This window comes from Paraburkholderia sp. GAS33 (assembly GCF_050436645.1).
Lineage (GTDB): Bacteria > Pseudomonadota > Gammaproteobacteria > Burkholderiales > Burkholderiaceae > Paraburkholderia > Paraburkholderia phenazinium_B.
Genome location: NZ_JBNDMP010000001.1, coordinates 569,544 through 588,190, shown reverse-complemented (window position 1 = coordinate 588,190; position 18,647 = coordinate 569,544). Strand labels below are relative to the sequence as shown.

The 18,647-nt window shown below is 61.4% G+C and carries 18 protein-coding genes; 6 read left to right on the top strand and 12 right to left on the bottom strand.

Annotated elements, in window-relative coordinates; translation table 11 throughout:
* Positions 1 to 7 precede the first annotated feature (7 nt).
* The 6 genes from tssG to tssB all read right to left on the bottom strand — a co-directional run bounded on the left by tssG (position 8) and on the right by tssB (position 6,075).
* On the bottom strand, positions 8 to 1,024 hold the full coding sequence (gene tssG / locus P3T24_RS02715) for a type VI secretion system baseplate subunit TssG (protein WP_429432165.1): 1,017 nt from the start codon (positions 1,022 to 1,024) through the stop codon (positions 8 to 10).
* Positions 988 to 2,874, bottom strand: coding sequence for a type VI secretion system baseplate subunit TssF (gene tssF, locus P3T24_RS02710; RefSeq protein WP_429432162.1), 1,887 nt, complete (start codon positions 2,872 to 2,874; stop codon positions 988 to 990). The genes tssG and tssF overlap by 37 nt, the downstream gene beginning before the upstream one ends.
* A 5-nt stretch (positions 2,875 to 2,879) precedes the next feature.
* Complete coding sequence (gene tssE / locus P3T24_RS02705; protein WP_429432159.1) at positions 2,880 to 3,383, bottom strand: type VI secretion system baseplate subunit TssE; 504 nt, start codon at positions 3,381 to 3,383, stop codon at positions 2,880 to 2,882.
* Positions 3,384 to 3,442: 59 nt separating this feature from the next.
* Positions 3,443 to 3,946, bottom strand: a complete 504-nt coding sequence (locus tag P3T24_RS02700; RefSeq protein WP_074268807.1) for an Hcp family type VI secretion system effector — start codon at positions 3,944 to 3,946, stop codon at positions 3,443 to 3,445.
* Between the two features lie 107 nt (positions 3,947 to 4,053).
* Positions 4,054 to 5,547: a type VI secretion system contractile sheath large subunit gene (tssC, locus tag P3T24_RS02695; protein WP_429285782.1), complete on the bottom strand. Its 1,494-nt coding sequence runs from the start codon at positions 5,545 to 5,547 to the stop codon at positions 4,054 to 4,056.
* A 9-nt stretch (positions 5,548 to 5,556) separates the two neighbouring features.
* Positions 5,557 to 6,075: a type VI secretion system contractile sheath small subunit gene (gene tssB, locus P3T24_RS02690; RefSeq protein ID WP_429432156.1), complete on the bottom strand. Its 519-nt coding sequence runs from the start codon at positions 6,073 to 6,075 to the stop codon at positions 5,557 to 5,559.
* Positions 6,076 to 6,394: 319 nt separating this feature from the next.
* Between tssB and P3T24_RS02685 the strand changes: the two genes are divergently transcribed.
* Genes P3T24_RS02685 through P3T24_RS02675 form a run of 3 tightly spaced genes read left to right on the top strand, consistent with a single transcriptional unit; the run spans position 6,395 to position 9,671 of the window.
* Positions 6,395 to 7,339, top strand: a complete 945-nt coding sequence (locus tag P3T24_RS02685; RefSeq protein WP_429432154.1) for a hypothetical protein — start codon at positions 6,395 to 6,397, stop codon at positions 7,337 to 7,339.
* Positions 7,336 to 8,226: a c-type heme family protein gene (locus tag P3T24_RS02680; RefSeq protein WP_429285784.1), complete on the top strand. Its 891-nt coding sequence runs from the start codon at positions 7,336 to 7,338 to the stop codon at positions 8,224 to 8,226. The genes P3T24_RS02685 and P3T24_RS02680 overlap by 4 nt, the downstream gene beginning before the upstream one ends.
* A gap of 14 nt (positions 8,227 to 8,240) precedes the next feature.
* The gene (locus P3T24_RS02675) at positions 8,241 to 9,671 is read left to right on the top strand and encodes a serine/threonine-protein kinase (RefSeq protein WP_429432151.1); all 1,431 of its coding nucleotides are present in this window, start codon (positions 8,241 to 8,243) and stop codon (positions 9,669 to 9,671) included.
* Between the two features lie 11 nt (positions 9,672 to 9,682).
* On the opposite strand, the gene P3T24_RS02670 is transcribed toward P3T24_RS02675, so the two are convergent.
* Complete coding sequence (locus P3T24_RS02670; RefSeq protein ID WP_429432148.1) at positions 9,683 to 10,522, bottom strand: oxidoreductase; 840 nt, start codon at positions 10,520 to 10,522, stop codon at positions 9,683 to 9,685.
* A 277-nt stretch (positions 10,523 to 10,799) separates the two neighbouring features.
* Here P3T24_RS02670 and P3T24_RS02665 point away from each other — a divergent pair, with 277 nt between their 5' ends.
* The gene (locus P3T24_RS02665; RefSeq protein ID WP_074268813.1) at positions 10,800 to 11,348 is read left to right on the top strand and encodes a carboxymuconolactone decarboxylase family protein; all 549 of its coding nucleotides are present in this window, start codon (positions 10,800 to 10,802) and stop codon (positions 11,346 to 11,348) included.
* Between the two features lie 146 nt (positions 11,349 to 11,494).
* On the opposite strand, the gene P3T24_RS02660 is transcribed toward P3T24_RS02665, so the two are convergent.
* Positions 11,495 to 11,995: a GNAT family N-acetyltransferase gene (locus P3T24_RS02660; RefSeq protein WP_429285788.1), complete on the bottom strand. Its 501-nt coding sequence runs from the start codon at positions 11,993 to 11,995 to the stop codon at positions 11,495 to 11,497.
* A 28-nt stretch (positions 11,996 to 12,023) separates the two neighbouring features.
* Complete coding sequence (locus tag P3T24_RS02655) at positions 12,024 to 12,794, bottom strand: SDR family oxidoreductase (RefSeq protein WP_429432145.1); 771 nt, start codon at positions 12,792 to 12,794, stop codon at positions 12,024 to 12,026.
* A gap of 109 nt (positions 12,795 to 12,903) precedes the next feature.
* Between P3T24_RS02655 and P3T24_RS02650 the strand changes: the two genes are divergently transcribed.
* Together P3T24_RS02650 and P3T24_RS02645 are read left to right on the top strand one after the other, a co-directional pair.
* A complete protein-coding gene (locus P3T24_RS02650) occupies positions 12,904 to 13,311 on the top strand; it encodes a winged helix-turn-helix transcriptional regulator (protein ID WP_074268815.1) in 408 nt (135 codons plus the stop codon).
* Positions 13,308 to 14,099, top strand: coding sequence for a phosphate/phosphite/phosphonate ABC transporter substrate-binding protein (locus P3T24_RS02645; protein ID WP_429432142.1), 792 nt, complete (start codon positions 13,308 to 13,310; stop codon positions 14,097 to 14,099). Before P3T24_RS02650 ends, P3T24_RS02645 begins: the two co-directional genes overlap by 4 nt.
* A gap of 20 nt (positions 14,100 to 14,119) precedes the next feature.
* Here P3T24_RS02645 and P3T24_RS02640 read toward each other — a convergent pair whose 3' ends face one another.
* The 3 genes from P3T24_RS02640 to P3T24_RS02630 form a co-directional block, all read right to left on the bottom strand.
* A complete protein-coding gene (locus tag P3T24_RS02640; RefSeq protein ID WP_429432139.1) occupies positions 14,120 to 16,141 on the bottom strand; it encodes an acetyl/propionyl/methylcrotonyl-CoA carboxylase subunit alpha in 2,022 nt (673 codons plus the stop codon).
* A gap of 81 nt (positions 16,142 to 16,222) precedes the next feature.
* Positions 16,223 to 17,008, bottom strand: coding sequence for an enoyl-CoA hydratase/isomerase family protein (locus P3T24_RS02635; RefSeq protein WP_429432137.1), 786 nt, complete (start codon positions 17,006 to 17,008; stop codon positions 16,223 to 16,225).
* Between the two features lie 31 nt (positions 17,009 to 17,039).
* Positions 17,040 to 18,647 (bottom strand): carboxyl transferase domain-containing protein, encoded by a 1,608-nt coding sequence (locus tag P3T24_RS02630; protein ID WP_429432134.1) that lies wholly within the window; start codon positions 18,645 to 18,647, stop codon positions 17,040 to 17,042.

Here is an 18,647-nt window from a genome sequence, read left to right as displayed (position 1 = left end):
GCGGACTTCATTTCACAGGCCTCAGTACGACCTCGTCCGCATCGGCGAGCTTCGGATAACGGCCCATCCAGGTGTTGAAGCCCATGCGGCCGGCCTTGCCGAGGTACGTCAGCGGTACGTCCTCTTTCTTCAGGACGAGTTGCAGATCCCATCCCTTCTCGTCGCCGACATACATCCTCACCGCGGCCACCAGTTGCCGTAGCGCGTCGCTGCCGGGCAGGAAGCGGTTGAATTCGTTGCGCTCCAGCGGCCCGATACGCAGCCGGAAACGCTCTTGCGCGCCTCGCACATGTGCGCCAAGGAGTGCGTCTCTGCCCAACGAAGCCATGCCGCGCCCCATGTGCAGACAGGCATCGCGCGGCAGCTTCATCCAGCCCGCGACAAACTCGATCACACGCACAGGCACGCCGAAGTAATGCTCGAGAAAGCTCATGAGTCCCTCGGCGTTGCGCGACTGCGCGACAAGGCGCCCAGCGAAGAAGCGCTTGTACTCATCGGGCAATGCATCGCGTTTCTCCAGATGCGGTGTAGCGATGCCGATCAGCGCACCGATATAGGTGCGAAAGCGGTCCTCTTCCGGACGATCCATCTGCACGGTCGGTTGCGCATCGGCCCACGCGCGATAGAAGAGACTCAGCATCCGGTGATGAAACACGTCGGCAAACGCGACCAGCGTGCGATCTTTCGCGTTGCGCTCGCGGTCCACGGCATGTTCGGTCAGATGCAACGGCAGGGGTCCATGCGGACCGAACAGGCCGAGAAACAGCCCATAAAGCCGTCCAGGCCGATCAGCGGTGCGTGTTTCGAAACGCTCGATGCTGCGCGACGGAAATTCCAGCGAAACCGCATGACCCAGGCGCACCGGATCTTCGGCAGGCCGCGTGGAGTGTCCGAGCCTGGGCAACGCCGGGTACGCACATTCGAGAAGCCGCATGGCCTCGAAGAACTCGAATGCTTCGGGCCGCGCGCGCAGCGCCGCCTCGAGCGCTAGAGGATCGGCCGTTTGCCGGGATTCGCGTGCCATCGGGCAACCTCGTTTCGTTCGAGTGTGCGCAACACTGTCTCGACAAACGAATTCAGCGAAACGTAGCGCGCAAAGAAGTGCTGCAGAACCGACGCAAGCAGAAATGCGCCGCTGCCCTCGAAGGCCGCATCGTCGCAGGTCAGCGTGACCTCCAGGCCGCGGCCATAAGTGACCGGTCCCGGCACGGGAATGCGGCGCGTGACCGGCACGGCCGCAACGTGTTTGATGCCTTCGATCTGGCGGCGCGTGGCGGCATCGAACTGGTCGTGATACAGACTGAGCATTTCGCGCAAGGCAGTTGCACCCGCTTCGCCCTCCTCATCGAGCAGCGACAGGTAGTTCAACTGCAGATGGCTGATCAGACGCCAGGCGGATTCGCCTGTCGCGGTGGGCGCACGCGGCCGGGTCGGCCCGGCCACGCAGCGGATCGACGCCACCGGCGCATCCGTATCCAGCGTGAAGTCCGTGTACGACTTGCCCACTGGCATATGCAACGGCAGATCGCGATTCGTGCACAGCAGGCGCAAGCCCAATTGACGCAACGAGGTCGCATAGGGCGCGTCGGTCGCGTCCACCAGCGCGATAAAGGTCTCGCTGCCGACATAGCTGGAGCGCGCGCCCCGCTGCTTCTGACGGCTCGATAGCACGCGCGGCTCGCGACGTAGCGTATAGAACGCGGACTGCGGACTGTGCCATGTCCGCGCGGTGCTGTCGTAGAACGGCCGGAAACTTTGCTCGGGCTCCTGACGATCGCCGTAACCCTGCACGTCCAGCACGCTATGCACTTCGAAGTCCATCGGGCGCGTCCGGTCCCCCAGCACGTGATATTCCGTGGCCCCCTGCTGAAGATGGATACGGTCTGCGCGGCGTTCGAACAGATTGACTGCCGGTGTGCAGAAGAGCCGGAAATTGCTGGCATGGATGGCGTTATGCAGACGAGCGACGCTGCGGTCGAGCCACACCACGATCTCGAACTCGTTGCCGGCGGCACGCGCAAGCAGCGTGCGCAGGCCGGTGAACTCGACGAACAGGAAGCGCTCCGGACAGGCAAAGTATTCCTGCAGCAGACGATAACCGCTGAACGAACGGCCTCCGTACGGCAGCAACGCCTCATCCTCGTCGAAGCCCGCCGCGCGCAGCGCAGACGCCTCGCGATGCACCTCGACGGCCGTCCCGTCCTGCGCAGCCGCACGCACCGTATATCCGGCGCCATTGGCCAGAAGTTGCTCATAAACCAGACGCGGCAAATCGTCGGCTCCGCCGAGAAAGACGGGCAAGCGATCGAGCGCGAGGGCCTTCGCCGGCACACCCGAGAGCGTCCTGAACTTCAACCGCAAACCCGCGCGCGCCTGCGTGCCGGGTGGCGGCGCGAGCCCTGCGGCGGCCAGCGCCGCGGGTGTGTCGAAGTATCTCGCCTCGGCAATCGCGAGTGGCCACAGCCTGACCTCGTGCGCGGTACGGTACTCGCAGGCTGTCCGCTCGCCGAAGCCAGTGAGGCTGCGCATCACGGTATGCCGCGCGATCGGGTGGCCGGCCGCCGGCAAGTCTTCAGCCTCATCCGGATGAAACTGCACTACTGCCATCGAAGGTACCGGCGTCAGGTAGTGCGGGTAGATCATCTCCAGCAGATGTTGCGTGAACACCGGGAACTGCGCGTCGATCTTCAACTGCACGCGTGCAGCCATAAACGCGAATCCTTCGAGCAAACGCTCGACATACGGGTCCGCGCATTCGAACCCTTCCAGCCCGAGTCGCCCTGCGATTTTGGGGTGCTCGCTCGCGAATTCCGCACCCATTTCCCGGACATGCTGGAGCTCGCGGTTGTAATAGCGTAAGAGTCGTGGATCCATTACATTCAGCCGAAAAGTTGCGAGACGTGAAACTCGCCGGTCTCGAGATCGACGTCGGTGCGCAGATACAGGCCAAGCGGCATCGGCTGCGCCCACATGTCCGCTTCGATCCGGAAACGCAGCGAACGGCTGTCCATGCGGGCATGGTCCGGCTCGACACTGACCTGCACCGTACCGGCGATCAGACGCGGCTCGAAATCGCGCAGCGCCGAGCGGATACGCTCCTGCAACAGCGCGATGTCGATGCCCGACAAGGCCGTACCGGTAAGATCAGGAATCCCGAAGTTCAGAACCGACTTACCCGCGTGCGTGAAACCTGCGGATTCTTCGCTGCTCCATTGGCGTGTGCAGTTGAGCAACCAGGCGATATCGCGAGTCACGTACTCGCGAAGACGCAGCGCGGTGATGACACGCTCCTCCCGACTCTCTTCACGCTGTGCAGGAGCAAGGTCGGTCAACCGGTCGAGCAGCGAAGGCTGCAGACGCTCCTGGGGTGTCAGCTCTGCCATGCGGCGGGCTCCGTAACATTAGGGGATCCGGACGGACCCCCGGTATCGCGCCGGCTGGCTTATTCCTTGGTGACCTGCTGGATGTCGTAGGTGAAATCCTTGGTGCCACCGCTCGCCTTGCCCGTATCGTCCTGGGGCTGGAACGAATACTTGAACTTGCCGAAGTGCAAGGTGATGTTTTCGGTCAGCCGCTCGTCGCCGCCGCTGCCACCGGTCGACACCGACGTGACCAATACACCTTCGCTGAGCTCGATGGTCACGTAGTCGGTCTGCTGACCGGTTGCGTTCGTCACGTATAGATAGGCGGTATCGATTCGCGCACCCGTGCAGCACGCCTGCAACAGCGCGTTAGAGCAGGCGTCGACGTACTTGGTGACGGTAATGTCCTGGATGTTTGCCTTGCCGCCCGACGCATAGCCGGCGCCGGTGTGCAGGTTGCCGGTATTGCTGCAGCCCCAGGACCAGGCGATGATGGGTACCTGGTTCTTGTGCTTCGAATGGGCGGAGGCGCCCTGGATCGTCACCGCGCCAGAGCCGAATTTCAGGTGCATGTCGAATGCCATATATTCCTCTACTTGTGTGCTGTAAAAGTTTGCCTGCCAGGCTGACAGGCCTTTGGACCCGGAGCATTGCCCTCCGGGTAGCGACTAAAAGCGACTTACGTTTGAGCTCAGGCCGCCTGCGCAGACGGCAAGCGCGAGACGAGGCGCAGTGAAACGGTCAACCCTTCGAGCTGGTAGTGCGGCTTGAGGAAAAACTTCGAGGTGTAATAGCCGGGGTTGCCCTCCACTTCTTCCACCACGACTTCCGCGGCAGCGAGCGGCTTGCGGGCCTTCGTCTCTTCACTGGAGTTCTTGGGGTCGCCATCCACGTAATTCATGACCCAGTTGGAAAGCCAGCTTTCCATCTGCTCCCGCGTGCTGAACGAGCCGATCTTGTCGCGCACAATGCACTTCAGGTAATGCGCGAAACGGCAGCAGGCAAACATGTAGGGCAAGCGGGCCGAAAGATTCGAGTTGGCCGTGGCCGAGGGATCGTCGTACTCTTCCGGCTTCGCGACCGATTGCGCCCCGATGAACGCCGCGATGTCCGTGTTTTTGCGGTGCACGAGCGGCATCAGGCCCATCTTGTCGAGTTCTGCCGAACGTCGATCGGTAATCGCGATCTCCGTGGGACACTTCATGTCCACGCCGCCATCGTCACTGGGGAAGGTATGAACCGGCAGGTTCTCGACTGCACCACCCGACTCGACGCCGCGGATCCGCGTACACCATCCGTAGTATTTGAACGAGCGGTTAATGTTCACCGCCATTGCATATGCTGCGTTCTGCCATGTGTACTTCGACGAATCCGCACCTTCCGTGTCTTCTTCGAAATCGAATTCTTCGACCGGATCGGTCTTCGCACCATATGGCAAGCGAGCCAGGGTACGGGGCATCGTCAGCGCGAGATAGCGTGCATCGTCCGTTTCCCGCAGTGAACGCCAGGCGGCGTAGTCGGGCGTCGTGAAAATCATCGACAGGTCACGCGGGTTGGCGAGTTCGTTCCAGTTCTCCATACCCAGCAAAGAAGAGCCGGCCGCCGATATAAACGGGGCATGCGCTGCCGCCGCGACCTGCGCGATGCCGCGCAGCAACTCCACGTCCTGCGGACCGTGGTCGAAATAGTAGTCGCCGATCAGACAGCCATACGGCTCGCCGCCTAACTGGCCGTATTCCTCTTCGTAAATGCGCTTGAAAACAGGACTCTGGTCCCACGCGACACCCTTGAAGCGTTTGAGATTTTTTGCAAGCTCTTTCTTCGACACGTTCATCACCCGGATCTTCAGCAGCGGATCCGTTTCGGTGTTGGTGACGAGATGATGCAGCCCGCGCCACGCGCCTTCCAGTTGCTGAAACCCGGCGTCGTGCAGAATCTGGTTCAACTGCTCGCTGAGCTTGCGATCGATTTCGGCGACGTACGCATTGATAGTCTGCGTCAAATCGTCGGATACGACGTTCGAATCCTGAAGCACATGCTCAGCCAGCGTGCGTACCGCGGCTTCGACCTCTTCCCTCGCGCGCTCATTCTTGGGCCTGAATTCCTTGCTGAGCAGTGCCGAGAATTCGCTGACCTCGGTGAGGGCGCCCTGTACACCTTGCTCGATCTGGTTCTGGCTTTCCATGACTTTCCCTCACTCCTTCCCGGATTCATCAGCGGCTTTCGGTACCGCGCCCAGTGCCTGCAGCAGTGCCGGATCCTTGATCGCCTGGGCAATCAGCTTTTCTGCGCCCGACTTGCCGTCGAGATACGTGCCCAGATTGGCTAGCTGCGTGCGTGCCTCTAGCAACTTCCTGAGCGGTTCAACCTTGCGCGCCACCTCGGCAGGCGAGAAGTCATCCATGCTTTCGAAGGTCATGTCGACTGCGAGATGGCCTTCGCCCGTCAACGTGTTGGGCACACTCAGGCTCACCCGCGGCTTCATCGACTGCATGCGGCTATCGAAGTTGCTGACATCGAACTCCAGTGCCTTGCGTGCTTCAATCGCAGGAAGATCGGCGGCATTGGCACCGGACAAATCCGACATCACGCCCATCACGAACGGGAGCTGTACCTTCTTCTGCGCCCCATACAGTTCGACGTCGTACTCGATCTGCACGCGCGGCGCCCGGTTGCGCCCAATAAATTTCTGACTGTTCTGTCTCGTTGACATTGGCTGCTTCCTTTCAGTGTTGACCATGTGATGGATTCGACGATGCGCTCGATCTGTACGGTGAACGCTGTCCGCACCTACAAAACGCTCAGCGTCGCGATCTATTCCGTCTAAATTTTTCCGCGTTCGTCAGATGCTGTGCTTGCCGGCGTGATCCCCGCCCGCTGGCTACACAACGCCCCAGAGTTGGGGGATATTCCGCAACCACTTTAAATTTGCGCGCTTTGTCATTCGCGGCGGCCACGGAATAAACCGCTCGTTCGAGCGTTTTATGGGGACGCCTTCTCCGTACTTCGTCGATGTCATGGCGCTTCAGGACATGAAACTCTCAACTCAACCCATCAGCGCATTGCGTGGCAAACAGACCTTGTTGGCCCTGCTCGTCCTCGTCGCGATTACGTCACGGGCGCAAGCGGCGTGGCAACTCGTGCGTGCCGATGCACGCCCGGTCGCCATCCACGACACGGGGCTGTATCAGCCGGACATCGGGCAACGCTTCGGGACGGACGACATCGTCGAGACACCGGCAAGCGGCGGCATACAGATTCAGGACGAAGCGGGGAACATCGTTGCGCTGGGTCACGACACGCGTGTGATGTTGTCGCGCGACGCGCATATCGCGTTGCTGCAGGGATGGATGAAGGTGCGCAATGCGTGCAACACGAATGATTGCGCCGTACCGGTTATCGAAACAGAGCGCAGCCGATTTTTGCCGGCAGCCGATACGGCGCTCGTGATTGCGGCGAAAGCCACGGGCTATCAGAACACCGACGCGGTGTTCTGCGAGAGCGGCACGGCAAGCGTCAGCGCAATTGCAGGTTCGCACGGCAAGCCGGCGCCGTTACGCGTCGACGCGCACGGCTTCGCCACTCACTCCATGGCACAGGAACCCGTCACTCTCGCGACGCGGCCCGATTCCGCATTTGTCGCGTCGATGCCGGTCGCCTTTCGCGACGCATTGCGCACCATCCCCGCGCTAACCACCGTGCACAACGATCCGCCCAAAGACATGCGTCCCGTCGTTTATGACGATGTCTCGGACTGGCTCGCAAGCAGCCTGGCAGTGCGTACTGCGCCGCCCACACGTTTTACGGCGCGGTTCCGCGCACGTCTTTCCGATGGGGCGTTTCAACACGCCATCAAGCAGAACATCCGTGAGCTGCCCGACTGGCGTCCGCTCGTTTATCCGCCGCCGCGTGTCCTCGCGCGCAGCACAGCGTTCCAGCCGCGATCACCCTATTCTTCCGACTCCGTACACCCATGAAGATCTCGCTCGCCATCAAGTTCAATCTCGTGTTTATCGCGATCTTCGCGATCGGGCTCACTGCTATCGGTCTCGTTGCCGATCGGGTTTTGCAACAGCAGGCGCTGGAAGAAACACGTCACGATGCCGATGTGCTGTTGAGCGCCGCCGGCGCCGTGCAAAACTACACCGCCCAGCACATCACGCCATTGCTCGCAACGCAGATCCAGTATTCATTCGTGCCAGAATCGGTGCCGGCGTACTCTGCAATCGAGATGTTGAATACGCTGCAAAGCGCGTTTCCAAACTTTTCGTACCGCTCAACCATGGTCAACCCGACCAATCCGCGCGACCGGCCCACTGACTGGGAAACCGAGGTGATCAACCACCTTCACGACCATCCCGAACTGAAGGAAATCACGGGGCAACGCCGCACGCCTGGGGGCGAACAGTTGCTGTTCCTCGCGCACCCCAGCAGCATCACCGATTCGAGCTGCATGCAATGCCACAGCACGCCCTCCGCGGCCCCGCGCACGATGCTCGACAAGTATGGTCCGGCGAACGGCTTCGGCTGGACCATGAACGAGGTCATTGGCGCGGAGTTCGTCTCGGTGCCGATGTCGGAGTCGATCGCTCGCGGTCACGCGGTGTGGCGCAGCCTGATGGTGTCATTGAGCGCGGTGTTCGCGGTTGTGCTCGTCGTGCTCAACCTCATGGTGCACTTTCTGGTGACGCGCCGTCTGCAGATGCTGTCACGCGCGGCTGACGAAGTGAGTCTTGGCAAGTTAGGAGACGTTGCGTTGCCGGCAGGCGGGCGCGATGAAATCGCATCGTTGGCCGTTTCGTTCGGACGGATGCGCACGAGCCTCATCGCAGCCTTTGAGATTCTCGAGGAAGGTCAACGGTAACCGGGCGACGCGTCATGGACCACGAAGATACTTCGCGCACGGCCAGCTTGCCACGGCAGATAGGCCGCTATCAGGTCGAACGGGTGCTCGGCCGCGGCGCAATGGGCACGGTATATCTCGCCACAGATCCGCATATCCAGCGGCAAGTGGCGTTGAAAACCATTCGCTCTGCACTGCTTGACGACACAGGAACCGGCGACGATCGGCCTTCCGGCAGCGAATTGACCGAACGCTTTCTCAACGAAGCGCGCGCCGCCGGGCGTCTCGTGCATCCGCACATCGTCAGCGTATTCGACTACGGGGAGACCCATGGCGTCGCATTCATTGCGCTGGAATACGTGCCCGGCGAAACGCTCGCGCAACGTCTCGCCCGGCGTGTCCGCAGCGGGAGTGCAATACCGGTGCTCGAGGCGCTGAGCTGGTTCGCGCAACTGCTGGATGCGCTCTCATATGCCCATGAGCTTGGGGTCATCCATCGTGACATCAAGCCCGCCAATCTTCTGATTACGCCGCGCGGCGACTGCAAGGTGACGGATTTCGGCATCGCCCAGCTCGATACCGGGCGTCTGACCCAGGCAGGCATGATGATCGGCACGCCGAACTACATGTCGCCTGAACAGTATGCAGGCGGGAATATCGACGCGCGTAGCGATCTCTTCTCCGCCGGCGTCGTTCTCTACGAAATGTTGACGGGTAAGTGCCCGTTCAGCGGAACGTCAGCGGCAATGATGCACCAGGTCATCAACGAGATGCCACCGCCCCCGTCCAGCCACGTGGCTGATCTTCCTGCTGAACTCGACGCCATGATGATGAAGGCGATCACCAAGCGCCCCGAGCAGCGCTTCGCGACTGCTCTGAGCTGGCGGAACGCATTGCTTGTCCTGCACGACACCTTGAAGGACAGGCTCGATCCTGACCATACCGTGATCGCTGCGAAGCTGCCGCGCAAGGCGCTCGAACCCCTGCCGGTAGCCGCGTCCGACCTGTCAGGCAGCTTTCTCGCCACATTAGAGGAGCGGCTTGCCAGCCACGTTGGGCCGATCGCCTCGCTGCTGGTGCGGCGCGCCGCATCGCAGGCGACCGATTCACGAGCGCTCGCCGCGCAGTTGGCCCGACATCTGCCCGACGAAGCGGCTCGCCGCGAATGGGGCACCATGCTCAAGCAGCATCTGATGGAGTCGGGGCAAGGCTCTTCGTTTCAAGTTGTGAGCGAGACACTGGCCTTCGAAGGCCCGCACGCAGCGACCGCGACGCTCGATCCCGCTCATATCGAAGCCGCCACGCGACAACTGGCGGTGCACGTGGGCCCTATTGCGCGGATTGTCGCAGGACGCGCAGCACGAGGCGCGGACACAGCCACCTTCCATGCGCGTCTCGCCGATGCGCTTCCATCGTCAGTGGATAGAGAGGCTTTCCTGCGTGCACTTGGCGAGTCGGCCACGTGACCTTCATCGACTTACATGAAGCTAGTGCTCCTCGTCAGTTCTTCCCATGTATCAAGCTCGCGACCCAGGTCGTCGAGCTTGCTGCGAATCAGATCGAGCGCGTCGCCACCGAGCACCAGATGCAATGGCGGCTTATCTGCTTCGAGCGCGGCTATGATCGCCTTGCCGCCGAGCACGGGATCGCCCTGCTGCTTGCCGTGCGCAGCCGTCACGCCGTCCCGCGCCTTGCCGACGGTGTCCGCATAGGCCGCAAGACGCACGTTCGATTGCTTCATCGAGCCGCCGCGGAAATCGGTGCGAAAAGCACCTGGCTCAACGACGGTCACCCCCAGGCCAAAGGGAGCGAGCTCTTTGGCCAGTGTCTCTGACAGCCCCTCCACTGCGAACTTTGCCATGTGGTAAAACCCGACGCCCGGGAAGGTTGTCAGTCCACCTACCGAACTGATGTTGACAACATGTCCACGGCCACGCTCGCGCATACCTGGCAGGACGGCCTTTATCATGTTCCAGGTGCCGTACACGTTCGTCTCGAACATCGCCCGGACGTCGGCATCCTCGCCTTCCTCGATCGCGCCGAGGTATCCATACCCGGCATTGTTGACCAGCACGTCCACCGCGCCAAACTGGCGCTCAGCGGCACGGACGGCGGCTTTCGCCTCGTCGGGTTTCGTGACGTCGAGCTGGACAGCCAGCGCGACGGCCGGATGCTCCTTGACGATGTCTTCGACAGCGGACACATCCCGTGCACTCACGACGACCCGATAGCCCGACTCCAAAGCCTGTCGCGCAAGTGCACGGCCCAAACCCTTCGAGCATCCAGTAATCAGCCAGACCGCGTTCCTTCCGAGCATTGTCAATCTCCTACGTTATCAGTTCATCGTCGCTTGACCCGCAAGCCACATCGGCTCGCTCGCGCCTAAACCCGGCACCTCTGGGCTGAGTATAGAAAGGGTTTCGCTTCTTATCAGGCTGGATAACCAGGATGAATCATGCGATCTGATCGAACAATCGCAGCCGCGCTGCCGCTATTACTTCGGAGGTAGTTGGCGCATTGCCCGCACAAACTTAATCTACGTCTGTCGTGCGATCACTACCTAACGTACGCGCTTAACTCTCAAGGAAAAAACCATGGCTAAGTTTCCCGTTTATACGCTTGAATCCGCACCCGAACAGTCGAAGCCGTCGTTGCAGGCACTCGCGCAAGCGTTTGGCATGGTGCCCAATATTGCCGGCGCGATCGCCGGATCGCCGAAGCTGATCAACGGTCTGGTCGGCGTGTTCCAGCAGGTTCATACCGGCAGCTTTACGGAAGCACAGATCCAGACGCTTCTGCTGACGAATGCCGTCACGAACGGCTCCACCTGGGCGGTCGCCTTCCATACGTTCCTGGCACTCAAGGAAGGCCTTCATGAAGCAGACGTCCAGGCGATCCGTACGCGCGGCTTGCCGCAAGACAGCAAGCTCGCCGCGCTTTCGCGTCTTGCACGTACGTTGATCGAAAAGCGTGGTCGTCTCGACGATCGCGATGTCGCCTCGTTCACGGCTGCCGGATTCGACCAGTCTCTGGTGCTCGAAGTCATCCTGGTCGTGGCCGCATCGACCATCACCAACTATGCCGGCAGCGTCGCCAATCCTCCGCTGGAGGAAATGTTCGGCGAATACGCCTGGACTGCCTGACTATCAGTGGATCGTCGAACCTGTTGTTGAGTGGTGAGGCATTCGTCAATTCGGATGCCTTACTAGCTCCTTGATTGACGAAGTCACTCTGAAATCCGCGCGGTGAACGGTCTAACGACCGGCCGCGCTATCGATACCGATGCGGTTCACGCCAGAGGCAACTTATAAAAGAGCGTATCGATCTCGGCCGCAAACCGTTCAGTGGGAAGCTCACTACGTGGCACTCTCTGGAAACCATTTTTTTCGTAAAACCGCTGCGCAGCGACGGTTAGTTCGATGGTACCGAGGCATAGAGTTGTTGCGCCACTCTGACGAGCATGCTGCACGAGATGGTCCAGAAGACGTTGCGCCGTGCCTATCGTGGTGCCCCGGAATTCCTTGAGGACATAGAACCTTTTCACCGCAATCAACCCGTCGCCGAGGTCTTTCAAGGAAGCGGTACCGACCACCCGGCTGTCGCTGATCGCAATCCAGAACCCGCTGGCACCCTCTTGATAAGCGTGAGCCAGATCGCCAAGATCACTCTCCGCGCGCGGGTCGTCGTGAATGCCGAATTCCGCCCAGACTTGCGAAATGAGCGACCAGACATCGCTCTCCCAGGACTGGGAGAATCGTTCGATCTGAACAACGGCGATGTCTGATCTCATGGTTTGAGCCCGATCTGATACAACACATCTAGCTGCCAGCGAAGTGATCGTTCAAGCCGGCAAACTGTTTTGCATAACCTTCACTTCCCTGCTCGGCCGCAAAGCGCAGCGGGAGCACACGCTTGACCAGCACTTCGTGCGCGTCAGGCTGCGACTCCAGAATCGACATGACTTCGTCAATATACTCCGTAAGCGGCATCGCGTTGGGGTCGCTGGCCTGTTGCTCGCCCATCAGTTCGGTCTGCACGTAAGGCGGCGCGATTTCCACAACATCCACATTCGTGCCCTTAAACTGATAGCGCAGCGACTCGCTAAACGAGTGGATTGCTGCCTTGGTGGCGCTGTACGTCGGCGTGATGGCGAGCGGCAGGAATGCCAGTCCCGACGACACGGTCAGCACCGTCGACTTCGCCTGCTTACGCAGCAGTGGCAACAATGCAGCAGTGAGACGGATAGGGGCGAGCAGGTTCGTGGCGATCGTCGCCTCGGCGATACTCGTATTCACATCGGCTGCACGCCAGTCTTCCGGCTGCATGATGCCAGCATTGTTGAGGAGCGCGTTCAGCGTGGGATAGTCGCGAGCGATCTGCGCCGCGAAGCGGGCAATGTCTTGCGGATCCGTGAGGTCCAGCGTGGCTGTCTCGATGCCTGGATTGGCCTCGCGCACGGCATCGAGTGCGGACTGGCGGCGCCCCGCGACGATGACCTTGTTGCCACGACGATGAAATGCTTCCGCGAGCGCGCGCCCAATGCCCGAACCGCCGCCGGTGATCAGAATCGTGTTTCCGCTAATTTGCATGGCTGTTCTCCTGTATGAGGTTGTGCTAGCGTATGGCAAGCACTCTCATTCGGGAAGTAGGCACCGGTTTGTGTGGTACGAACATCAATGTGCGTAATGCGGATTCTCAATGGCGAACGGCAAAAAAGAAAATCGACGGGTCGTATTCAAATCGACGACCGGGCACTCGTCCTCAGCGGAACTCGATGCACTTGTGCTCGACGTGCTCGGCCGCGTCGCGGACAAATGGACGATGTGCGTCCTTGAGGTGCTCAATCAGAACGGCGTAGTGCGCTTTACGCGCGTCGGCGAACTGGTCGGCTCGATCAGCCAAAGAATGTTGACGAAGACGTTGCGACAAATGGAGGCCGACGGACTCGTGTTGCGTACCGTGCATCCCGAGGTTCCTCCGCGCGTCGAATACTCGTTGACTGAACTGGGAACGAGCCTGTGTGCAGCATTCTGCGAAGTGTGGCAATGGGCCGAAAGACACGAACCGGAACTACGCGAATTGCGCAAGAAAAGAGAACCCTCATGAACCGCGTGGCCGCCCTTCCGATGTACAACGTCACGCCGGCGCTCGCCGCCGTGTGGCGCGCGTTGCTTGCTGACGTCTTAAAGGCAGTGGACCCGCATGCCGCCCTGATCGATCCGGGTGAAGACCTGCATGCGCTGTGGCGCCGCCCCGACCTCCTGATATCGCAGACCTGCGGTTATCCGCTTGTCAGCGGTTTGCAGCGTCACGTTCAATTGATTGCGACGCCGCAATTCGACGCGCCAGGCTGTGCGGGCGCGAACTATTCGAGCGTGCTGATCACCCGAGCGAATGCACCGTTCGACTCTCTGGACGCATGCCGCGGCACACGCGCTGCCTATAACCAGGACGATTCGAATAGTGGCATGAATGTATTCCGACATGCGGTGGCGCCGCTTGCAAAGGATGAGCGATTCTTTAGCGAAGTCATCCGCACCGGTTCGCACCTCGGCTCGCTGCGAGCGGTGGTGGAGAACCGCGCGGATGTCGCCGCAATCGACTGTGTCACGTTTGCGTTCATGTGCGACGAGTTGCCCGACCTCGCGCAGCAGGTGCGAGTGCCAGGCTGGACAGCGGCATCGCCGGGCTTACCGCTGATTGCCGCGAGCGATGTGCCGCAGAGCACCGTCGAATCGATGCGCGCGGCGCTGGACGACGCCCTCGCTTCACAACCCATGCGTGCGAAGCGACTGCGTCTCAAGGGATTTTCACGCCTGTCGCTGAGCGACTATGCGCACATCAACCAGATGGAAAACGAGGCGCGGGCCCTGGGGTATCCGCACCTTGCCTGAGCGGTCTGGACTACGCGCAATCAACCGACATCCAGCACCAGCAACTGCGCACCGTCCGCTACCTGATCGCCCACCGCGTACAGCACCTCCGATACCGTGCCGGCCGCCGGCGCTCCGATGGTGTGCTCCATCTTCATGGCTTCTATGACGATCAGCGGCGTGCCTTTCTCGACAACCGCACCCGGTTCGACAAGAACCGCGATCACCTTGCCGGGCATCGGCGCGGTGAGTCGCCCTTCGCCGTGTTCGGCATCGGCCGCATGCGCGAGCAGGTTTTGCCATTCGAAAGCCAACGCCTCGCCCAGACAGAACACATGGAACACGTCGCCATCCACGAAGACGCGCCCGGTGACGTGCGAGTCGCCGATCGTCGCGCCGAACTCATGTGCACCTGTTCCACTCCACCACGTAAAGCCGTCGCGCTGACCATCATGTTCCAGTGTCTGCACGCCGCCATCGCGAGCAAACGTCACCGCAAAGGCGCTTTCGTTTTCGACGTCGCGCCATGCGAGGGTCTGCGTATAACCGCTATTTAACCGCCAATGCGACAGCGCATCCCACGGCGATGCGCCATGGGCCGTACCGCCTTCACGCGTCAGCAAGGCCGCACAGGCCAGCGCCACGGCTTCGCGAAATGGCTTTTGCACCGGCGCAAACAACGCAGCGTGATGCCGCTCGATCAGGCCGGTATCGAGATCGCCACTGGAAAACGGCTCGCTCGTGACGATACGCTGCAAAAACTCGACATTGGTATGCGGACCCACCACCTCGCAAGCGCGTAACGCCCGGCTCATCCGCGCCAGCGCCTCGGCACGCGTCGCACCGTGGACGATCAGCTTCGCAATCATCGGATCGTAGTACGGCGTAATCGTGTCGCCTTCGCGCACGCCGCTATCGATCCGCACCGCAGCGCGCGAACCGGGTACCCCTGGCGAACCGATCGCAAACTCCACGCCCTCAGGCATGCGCAGATGCTTGAGCGTGCCCGTCGACGGCAGGAAGCCGCGTGCCGGATGCTCGGCGTAGATACGCGCTTCGATGGCATGACCATCGAGTTTCAGTTGCGTTTGTGTTAGCGGCAACGGCTCGCCTGACGCCACGCGCAATTGCCATTCCACCAGATCGAGGCCCGTTACCATTTCAGTGACCGGGTGCTCGACCTGCAGGCGCGTATTCATCTCCATGAAGTAGAAGTCGCTCGCACCGGTCATGATGAATTCAACCGTGCCCGCGCCGACATAGTTCACCGCACGCGCCGCCGCGACCGCCGCTTCGCCCATCGCACGCCGCAACTCGGCGCTAAGGCCAGGCGCTGGGGCCTCTTCCAACACCTTCTGATGGCGACGCTGCACCGAACAATCGCGGTCGAACAGATATACGGTGCCGCCCTGCTGATCGGCGAACACCTGCACTTCGACATGGCGCGGCCGCGTCAGGTACTTTTCGATCAGCACACGATCATTGCCGAAGCTGCTTGCGGCTTCGCGCTTGCACGATGCAAGCGCCGCCGCGAAGTCTTCGCTGCGCTCGACCACGCGCATGCCTTTGCCGCCACCACCTGCGCTCGCTTTGAGCAGCACCGGATAGCCGATTGCATCTGCTTCACGTTGCAGCAGTTTGGCATCCTGATCGTCGCCATGGTAGCCCGGCACCAGCGGCACGGCAGCAGCATGCATCAACGCTTTGGCAGCCGCTTTCGAGCCCATTGCCGCAATCGCTTCGACCGGCGGTCCGATGAACGCAATGCCTGCGGCTGCGCACGCCTGGGCGAAGTCTTCGTTTTCCGACAGGAAACCGTAGCCCGGATGCACCGCCTGTGCGCCGGTTGCGAGCGCCGCCGCGATGATGCGTTCGTAGCGCAGATAGCTCTCCGCCGCAGTCGCGCCGCCGATATGCACCGCCTCATCGCACGCCGCGACATGCTTCGCGTTGGCGTCCGCATCGGAATACACCGCTACGCTCGCGATGCCGAGACGCTTGCAGGTTGCGGCGACCCGGCAGGCAATCTCGCCGCGGTTAGCGATCAGAATCTTGTTGAACATGAGGTGTCTCGATGAAGTGTCCCGTTCAGGACCGTTGTTCTGCGGGTAATCGTGGCGTCCGGCGGCATCATGCCCAAGGCCTTATGTGCGCCACGACGGCGTGCGCTTTTCGAGGAACGACGCCACTCCTTCGCGACCTTCCGCACTGGCGCGCACGCGCGCGATACGCGAGGCCGTGTCCGCGATCAGCGCTTCATCCAGTTCGCGCCCCGCGATGTCCTGCACGAGTTGCTTGCAGGCTCGCACGGCGTGCGGGCCGTTGGCGCACAGCGTGTCGGCCAGTTGCTGCACGGTGGCGTCGAGTTGCTCTTCACTGACCGATTCGCTGACGAGGCCCAGGCGCAGCGCCGTTGCGCAGTCGAACAATTCCGCGGTGGTGAAGTAGCGACGCGAGGCCTGTTCGCCCAGCGCGCGGATCACATACGGCGCGATGGTGGCGGGAATCAGACCGAGGCGCGCTTCGGAGAGGCAGAAGCGCGCGGTATCCAGCGCCACTACGATGTCGCACGCGCAGATCAGGCCCATGCCGCCCGCGTAGGCGTCACCACTGACGCGAGCGATCACCGGCTTGTTGCAGCGGTAAATCGCCGACAGCATGGCGGCGAGGCGCATCGCGTCGGCACGGTTCTCCTCGTCGGAGTAACCGGCCATCTTTTTCATCCAGTTCAGATCCGCGCCCGCGCAAAACGCCTTGCCGTTTGCCGCCAGCACGACCGCTCGCACGTCGTCGCGCACGTCGAGCGACTGGAATGCCGCGGTCACTTCGGCAATCATCGTTTCGTTGAATGCGTTGCGTACATCGGGTCGGTTCAGCGTGACTGTCGCAACCTGACCGGCTGTCGTCAGGATCAATGTTTCGTATTGCATATCGATTCGCTCCTTCCGTCGAGCTGCCGCGTTACATCCTGAACACGCCGAAACGCGTGTCTTCGATCGGTGCATTCATTGTCGCGGACAGTCCCAGGCCGAGCACATCGCGGGTCTGAGCCGGGTCGATCACACCGTCGTCCCACAGGCGTGCACTCGCATAGTACGGGTGCCCTTGATGCTCGTATTGCTCGCGGATCGGCTGCTTGAACGCCTCTTCCTCCTCCGCACTCCAGGCGCCGCCCTTGCCTTCGATCCCGTCGCGTTTAACGGTGGCCAGCACGGAGGCCGCCTGTTCACCGCCCATCACCGAGATGCGCGCGTTCGGCCACATCCACAGGAAACGCGGCGAATACGCGCGGCCGCACATGCCGTAGTTGCCCGCACCGAACGAGCCGCCGATGATCACGGTAAATTTCGGCACCTTGGCCGTCGCGACGGCCGTCACCATCTTCGCGCCGTTGCGTGCGATACCTTCGTTTTCGTACTTGCGACCCACCATGAAGCCGGTGATGTTCTGCAGAAACACAAGCGGGATCTTGCGCTGGCAGCACAACTCGATGAAGTGTGTGCCCTTGAGAGCCGACTCCGAAAACAGAATGCCGTTGTTAGCGATAATGCCGACCGGATGGCCCCAGATATGCGCGAAGCCAGTGACAAGCGTCGTGCCGTAGCGGGCCTTGAATTCGTCGAAAGCGGAGTCGTCGACGATACGCGCGATCACCTCGCGGATATCGAACGGCTTGCGCGTATCGACAGGGATCACGCCGTAGATGCTCTGCGCGTCGTAACGCGGCGGTTTCGGCTCCTGCAGCGCCACCGGAACCTGCTTGGTACGGTTCAGATTACCGACGATGCTGCGCGCAATCCCCAGCGCATGCGCGTCGTTTTGCGCCAGATGATCGACCACGCCCGACAGGCGCGTGTGCACGTCGCCGCCACCGAGGTCTTCCGCGCTCACTACTTCGCCGGTCGCGGCTTTCACGAGCGGCGGCCCGCCGAGAAAAATCGTTCCCTGGTTCTTCACGATGATCGACTCGTCACTCATCGCCGGCACGTAAGCGCCACCCGCCGTGCACGAACCCATCACCACCGCGATCTGCGGAATGCCGGCTGCGGACAGGTTCGCCTGGTTGTAAAAGATGCGCCCGAAGTGATCGCGATCGGGGAACACGTCATCCTGATTCGGCAGATTGGCGCCGCCCGAGTCCACCAGATACACGCACGGCAGATGGTTTTCAGCGGCAATCTCCTGCGCCCGCACATGTTTCTTCACGGTGACCGGATAGTACGTACCGCCTTTGACGGTGGCGTCGTTGCAGACGATCATGCATTCCTGACCGGCGATGCGGCCAATACCGGTGATCACGCCGGCACCCGGCGCATCGTCGTTATACATGCCGAACGCCGCCAGTTGCGACAGTTCCAGAAACGGCGTGCCCGGGTCGAGCAGTTGCGCGATCCGGTCGCGCGGTAAAAGTTTTCCGCGTCCCACGTGCTTGTCGCGCGCGGCCTGCCCGCCGCCAAGCGCAAGCTTCTCGACTTTGGCGCGCAGGTCGGCAACCAGCACCTCGAGCGCAGCCGCGTTGTTGCGGAAATCGTCCGAGCGGGGATTCAGCTTTGTTTCGATGATCGGCAT

Excerpts from the sequence above, each read along its gene's own strand:
- tssG (WP_429432165.1), bottom strand. The coding sequence starts at position 1,024 with ATGGCACGCGAATCCCGGCAAACGGCCGATCCTCTAGCGCTCGAGGCG.
- P3T24_RS02675 (WP_429432151.1), top strand. The coding sequence starts at position 8,241 with ATGGACCACGAAGATACTTCGCGCACGGCCAGCTTGCCACGGCAGATA.
- tssB (WP_429432156.1), bottom strand. The coding sequence starts at position 6,075 with ATGTCAACGAGACAGAACAGTCAGAAATTTATTGGGCGCAACCGGGCG.
- P3T24_RS02645 (WP_429432142.1), top strand. The coding sequence starts at position 13,308 with ATGAACCGCGTGGCCGCCCTTCCGATGTACAACGTCACGCCGGCGCTC.
- P3T24_RS02670 (WP_429432148.1), bottom strand. The coding sequence starts at position 10,522 with ATGCTCGGAAGGAACGCGGTCTGGCTGATTACTGGATGCTCGAAGGGT.
- tssC (WP_429285782.1), bottom strand. The coding sequence starts at position 5,547 with ATGGAAAGCCAGAACCAGATCGAGCAAGGTGTACAGGGCGCCCTCACC.
- tssF (WP_429432162.1), bottom strand. The coding sequence starts at position 2,874 with ATGGATCCACGACTCTTACGCTATTACAACCGCGAGCTCCAGCATGTC.
- P3T24_RS02640 (WP_429432139.1), bottom strand. The coding sequence starts at position 16,141 with ATGTTCAACAAGATTCTGATCGCTAACCGCGGCGAGATTGCCTGCCGG.
- P3T24_RS02655 (WP_429432145.1), bottom strand. The coding sequence starts at position 12,794 with ATGCAAATTAGCGGAAACACGATTCTGATCACCGGCGGCGGTTCGGGC.
- P3T24_RS02635 (WP_429432137.1), bottom strand. The coding sequence starts at position 17,008 with ATGCAATACGAAACATTGATCCTGACGACAGCCGGTCAGGTTGCGACA.
- P3T24_RS02685 (WP_429432154.1), top strand. The coding sequence starts at position 6,395 with ATGAAACTCTCAACTCAACCCATCAGCGCATTGCGTGGCAAACAGACC.
- P3T24_RS02660 (WP_429285788.1), bottom strand. The coding sequence starts at position 11,995 with ATGAGATCAGACATCGCCGTTGTTCAGATCGAACGATTCTCCCAGTCC.
- P3T24_RS02630 (WP_429432134.1), bottom strand. The coding sequence starts at position 18,647 with ATGCCGATCATCGAAACAAAGCTGAATCCCCGCTCGGACGATTTCCGC.
- P3T24_RS02665 (WP_074268813.1), top strand. The coding sequence starts at position 10,800 with ATGGCTAAGTTTCCCGTTTATACGCTTGAATCCGCACCCGAACAGTCG.
- P3T24_RS02680 (WP_429285784.1), top strand. The coding sequence starts at position 7,336 with ATGAAGATCTCGCTCGCCATCAAGTTCAATCTCGTGTTTATCGCGATC.
- P3T24_RS02650 (WP_074268815.1), top strand. The coding sequence starts at position 12,904 with ATGGCGAACGGCAAAAAAGAAAATCGACGGGTCGTATTCAAATCGACG.
- tssE (WP_429432159.1), bottom strand. The coding sequence starts at position 3,383 with ATGGCAGAGCTGACACCCCAGGAGCGTCTGCAGCCTTCGCTGCTCGAC.
- P3T24_RS02700 (WP_074268807.1), bottom strand. The coding sequence starts at position 3,946 with ATGGCATTCGACATGCACCTGAAATTCGGCTCTGGCGCGGTGACGATC.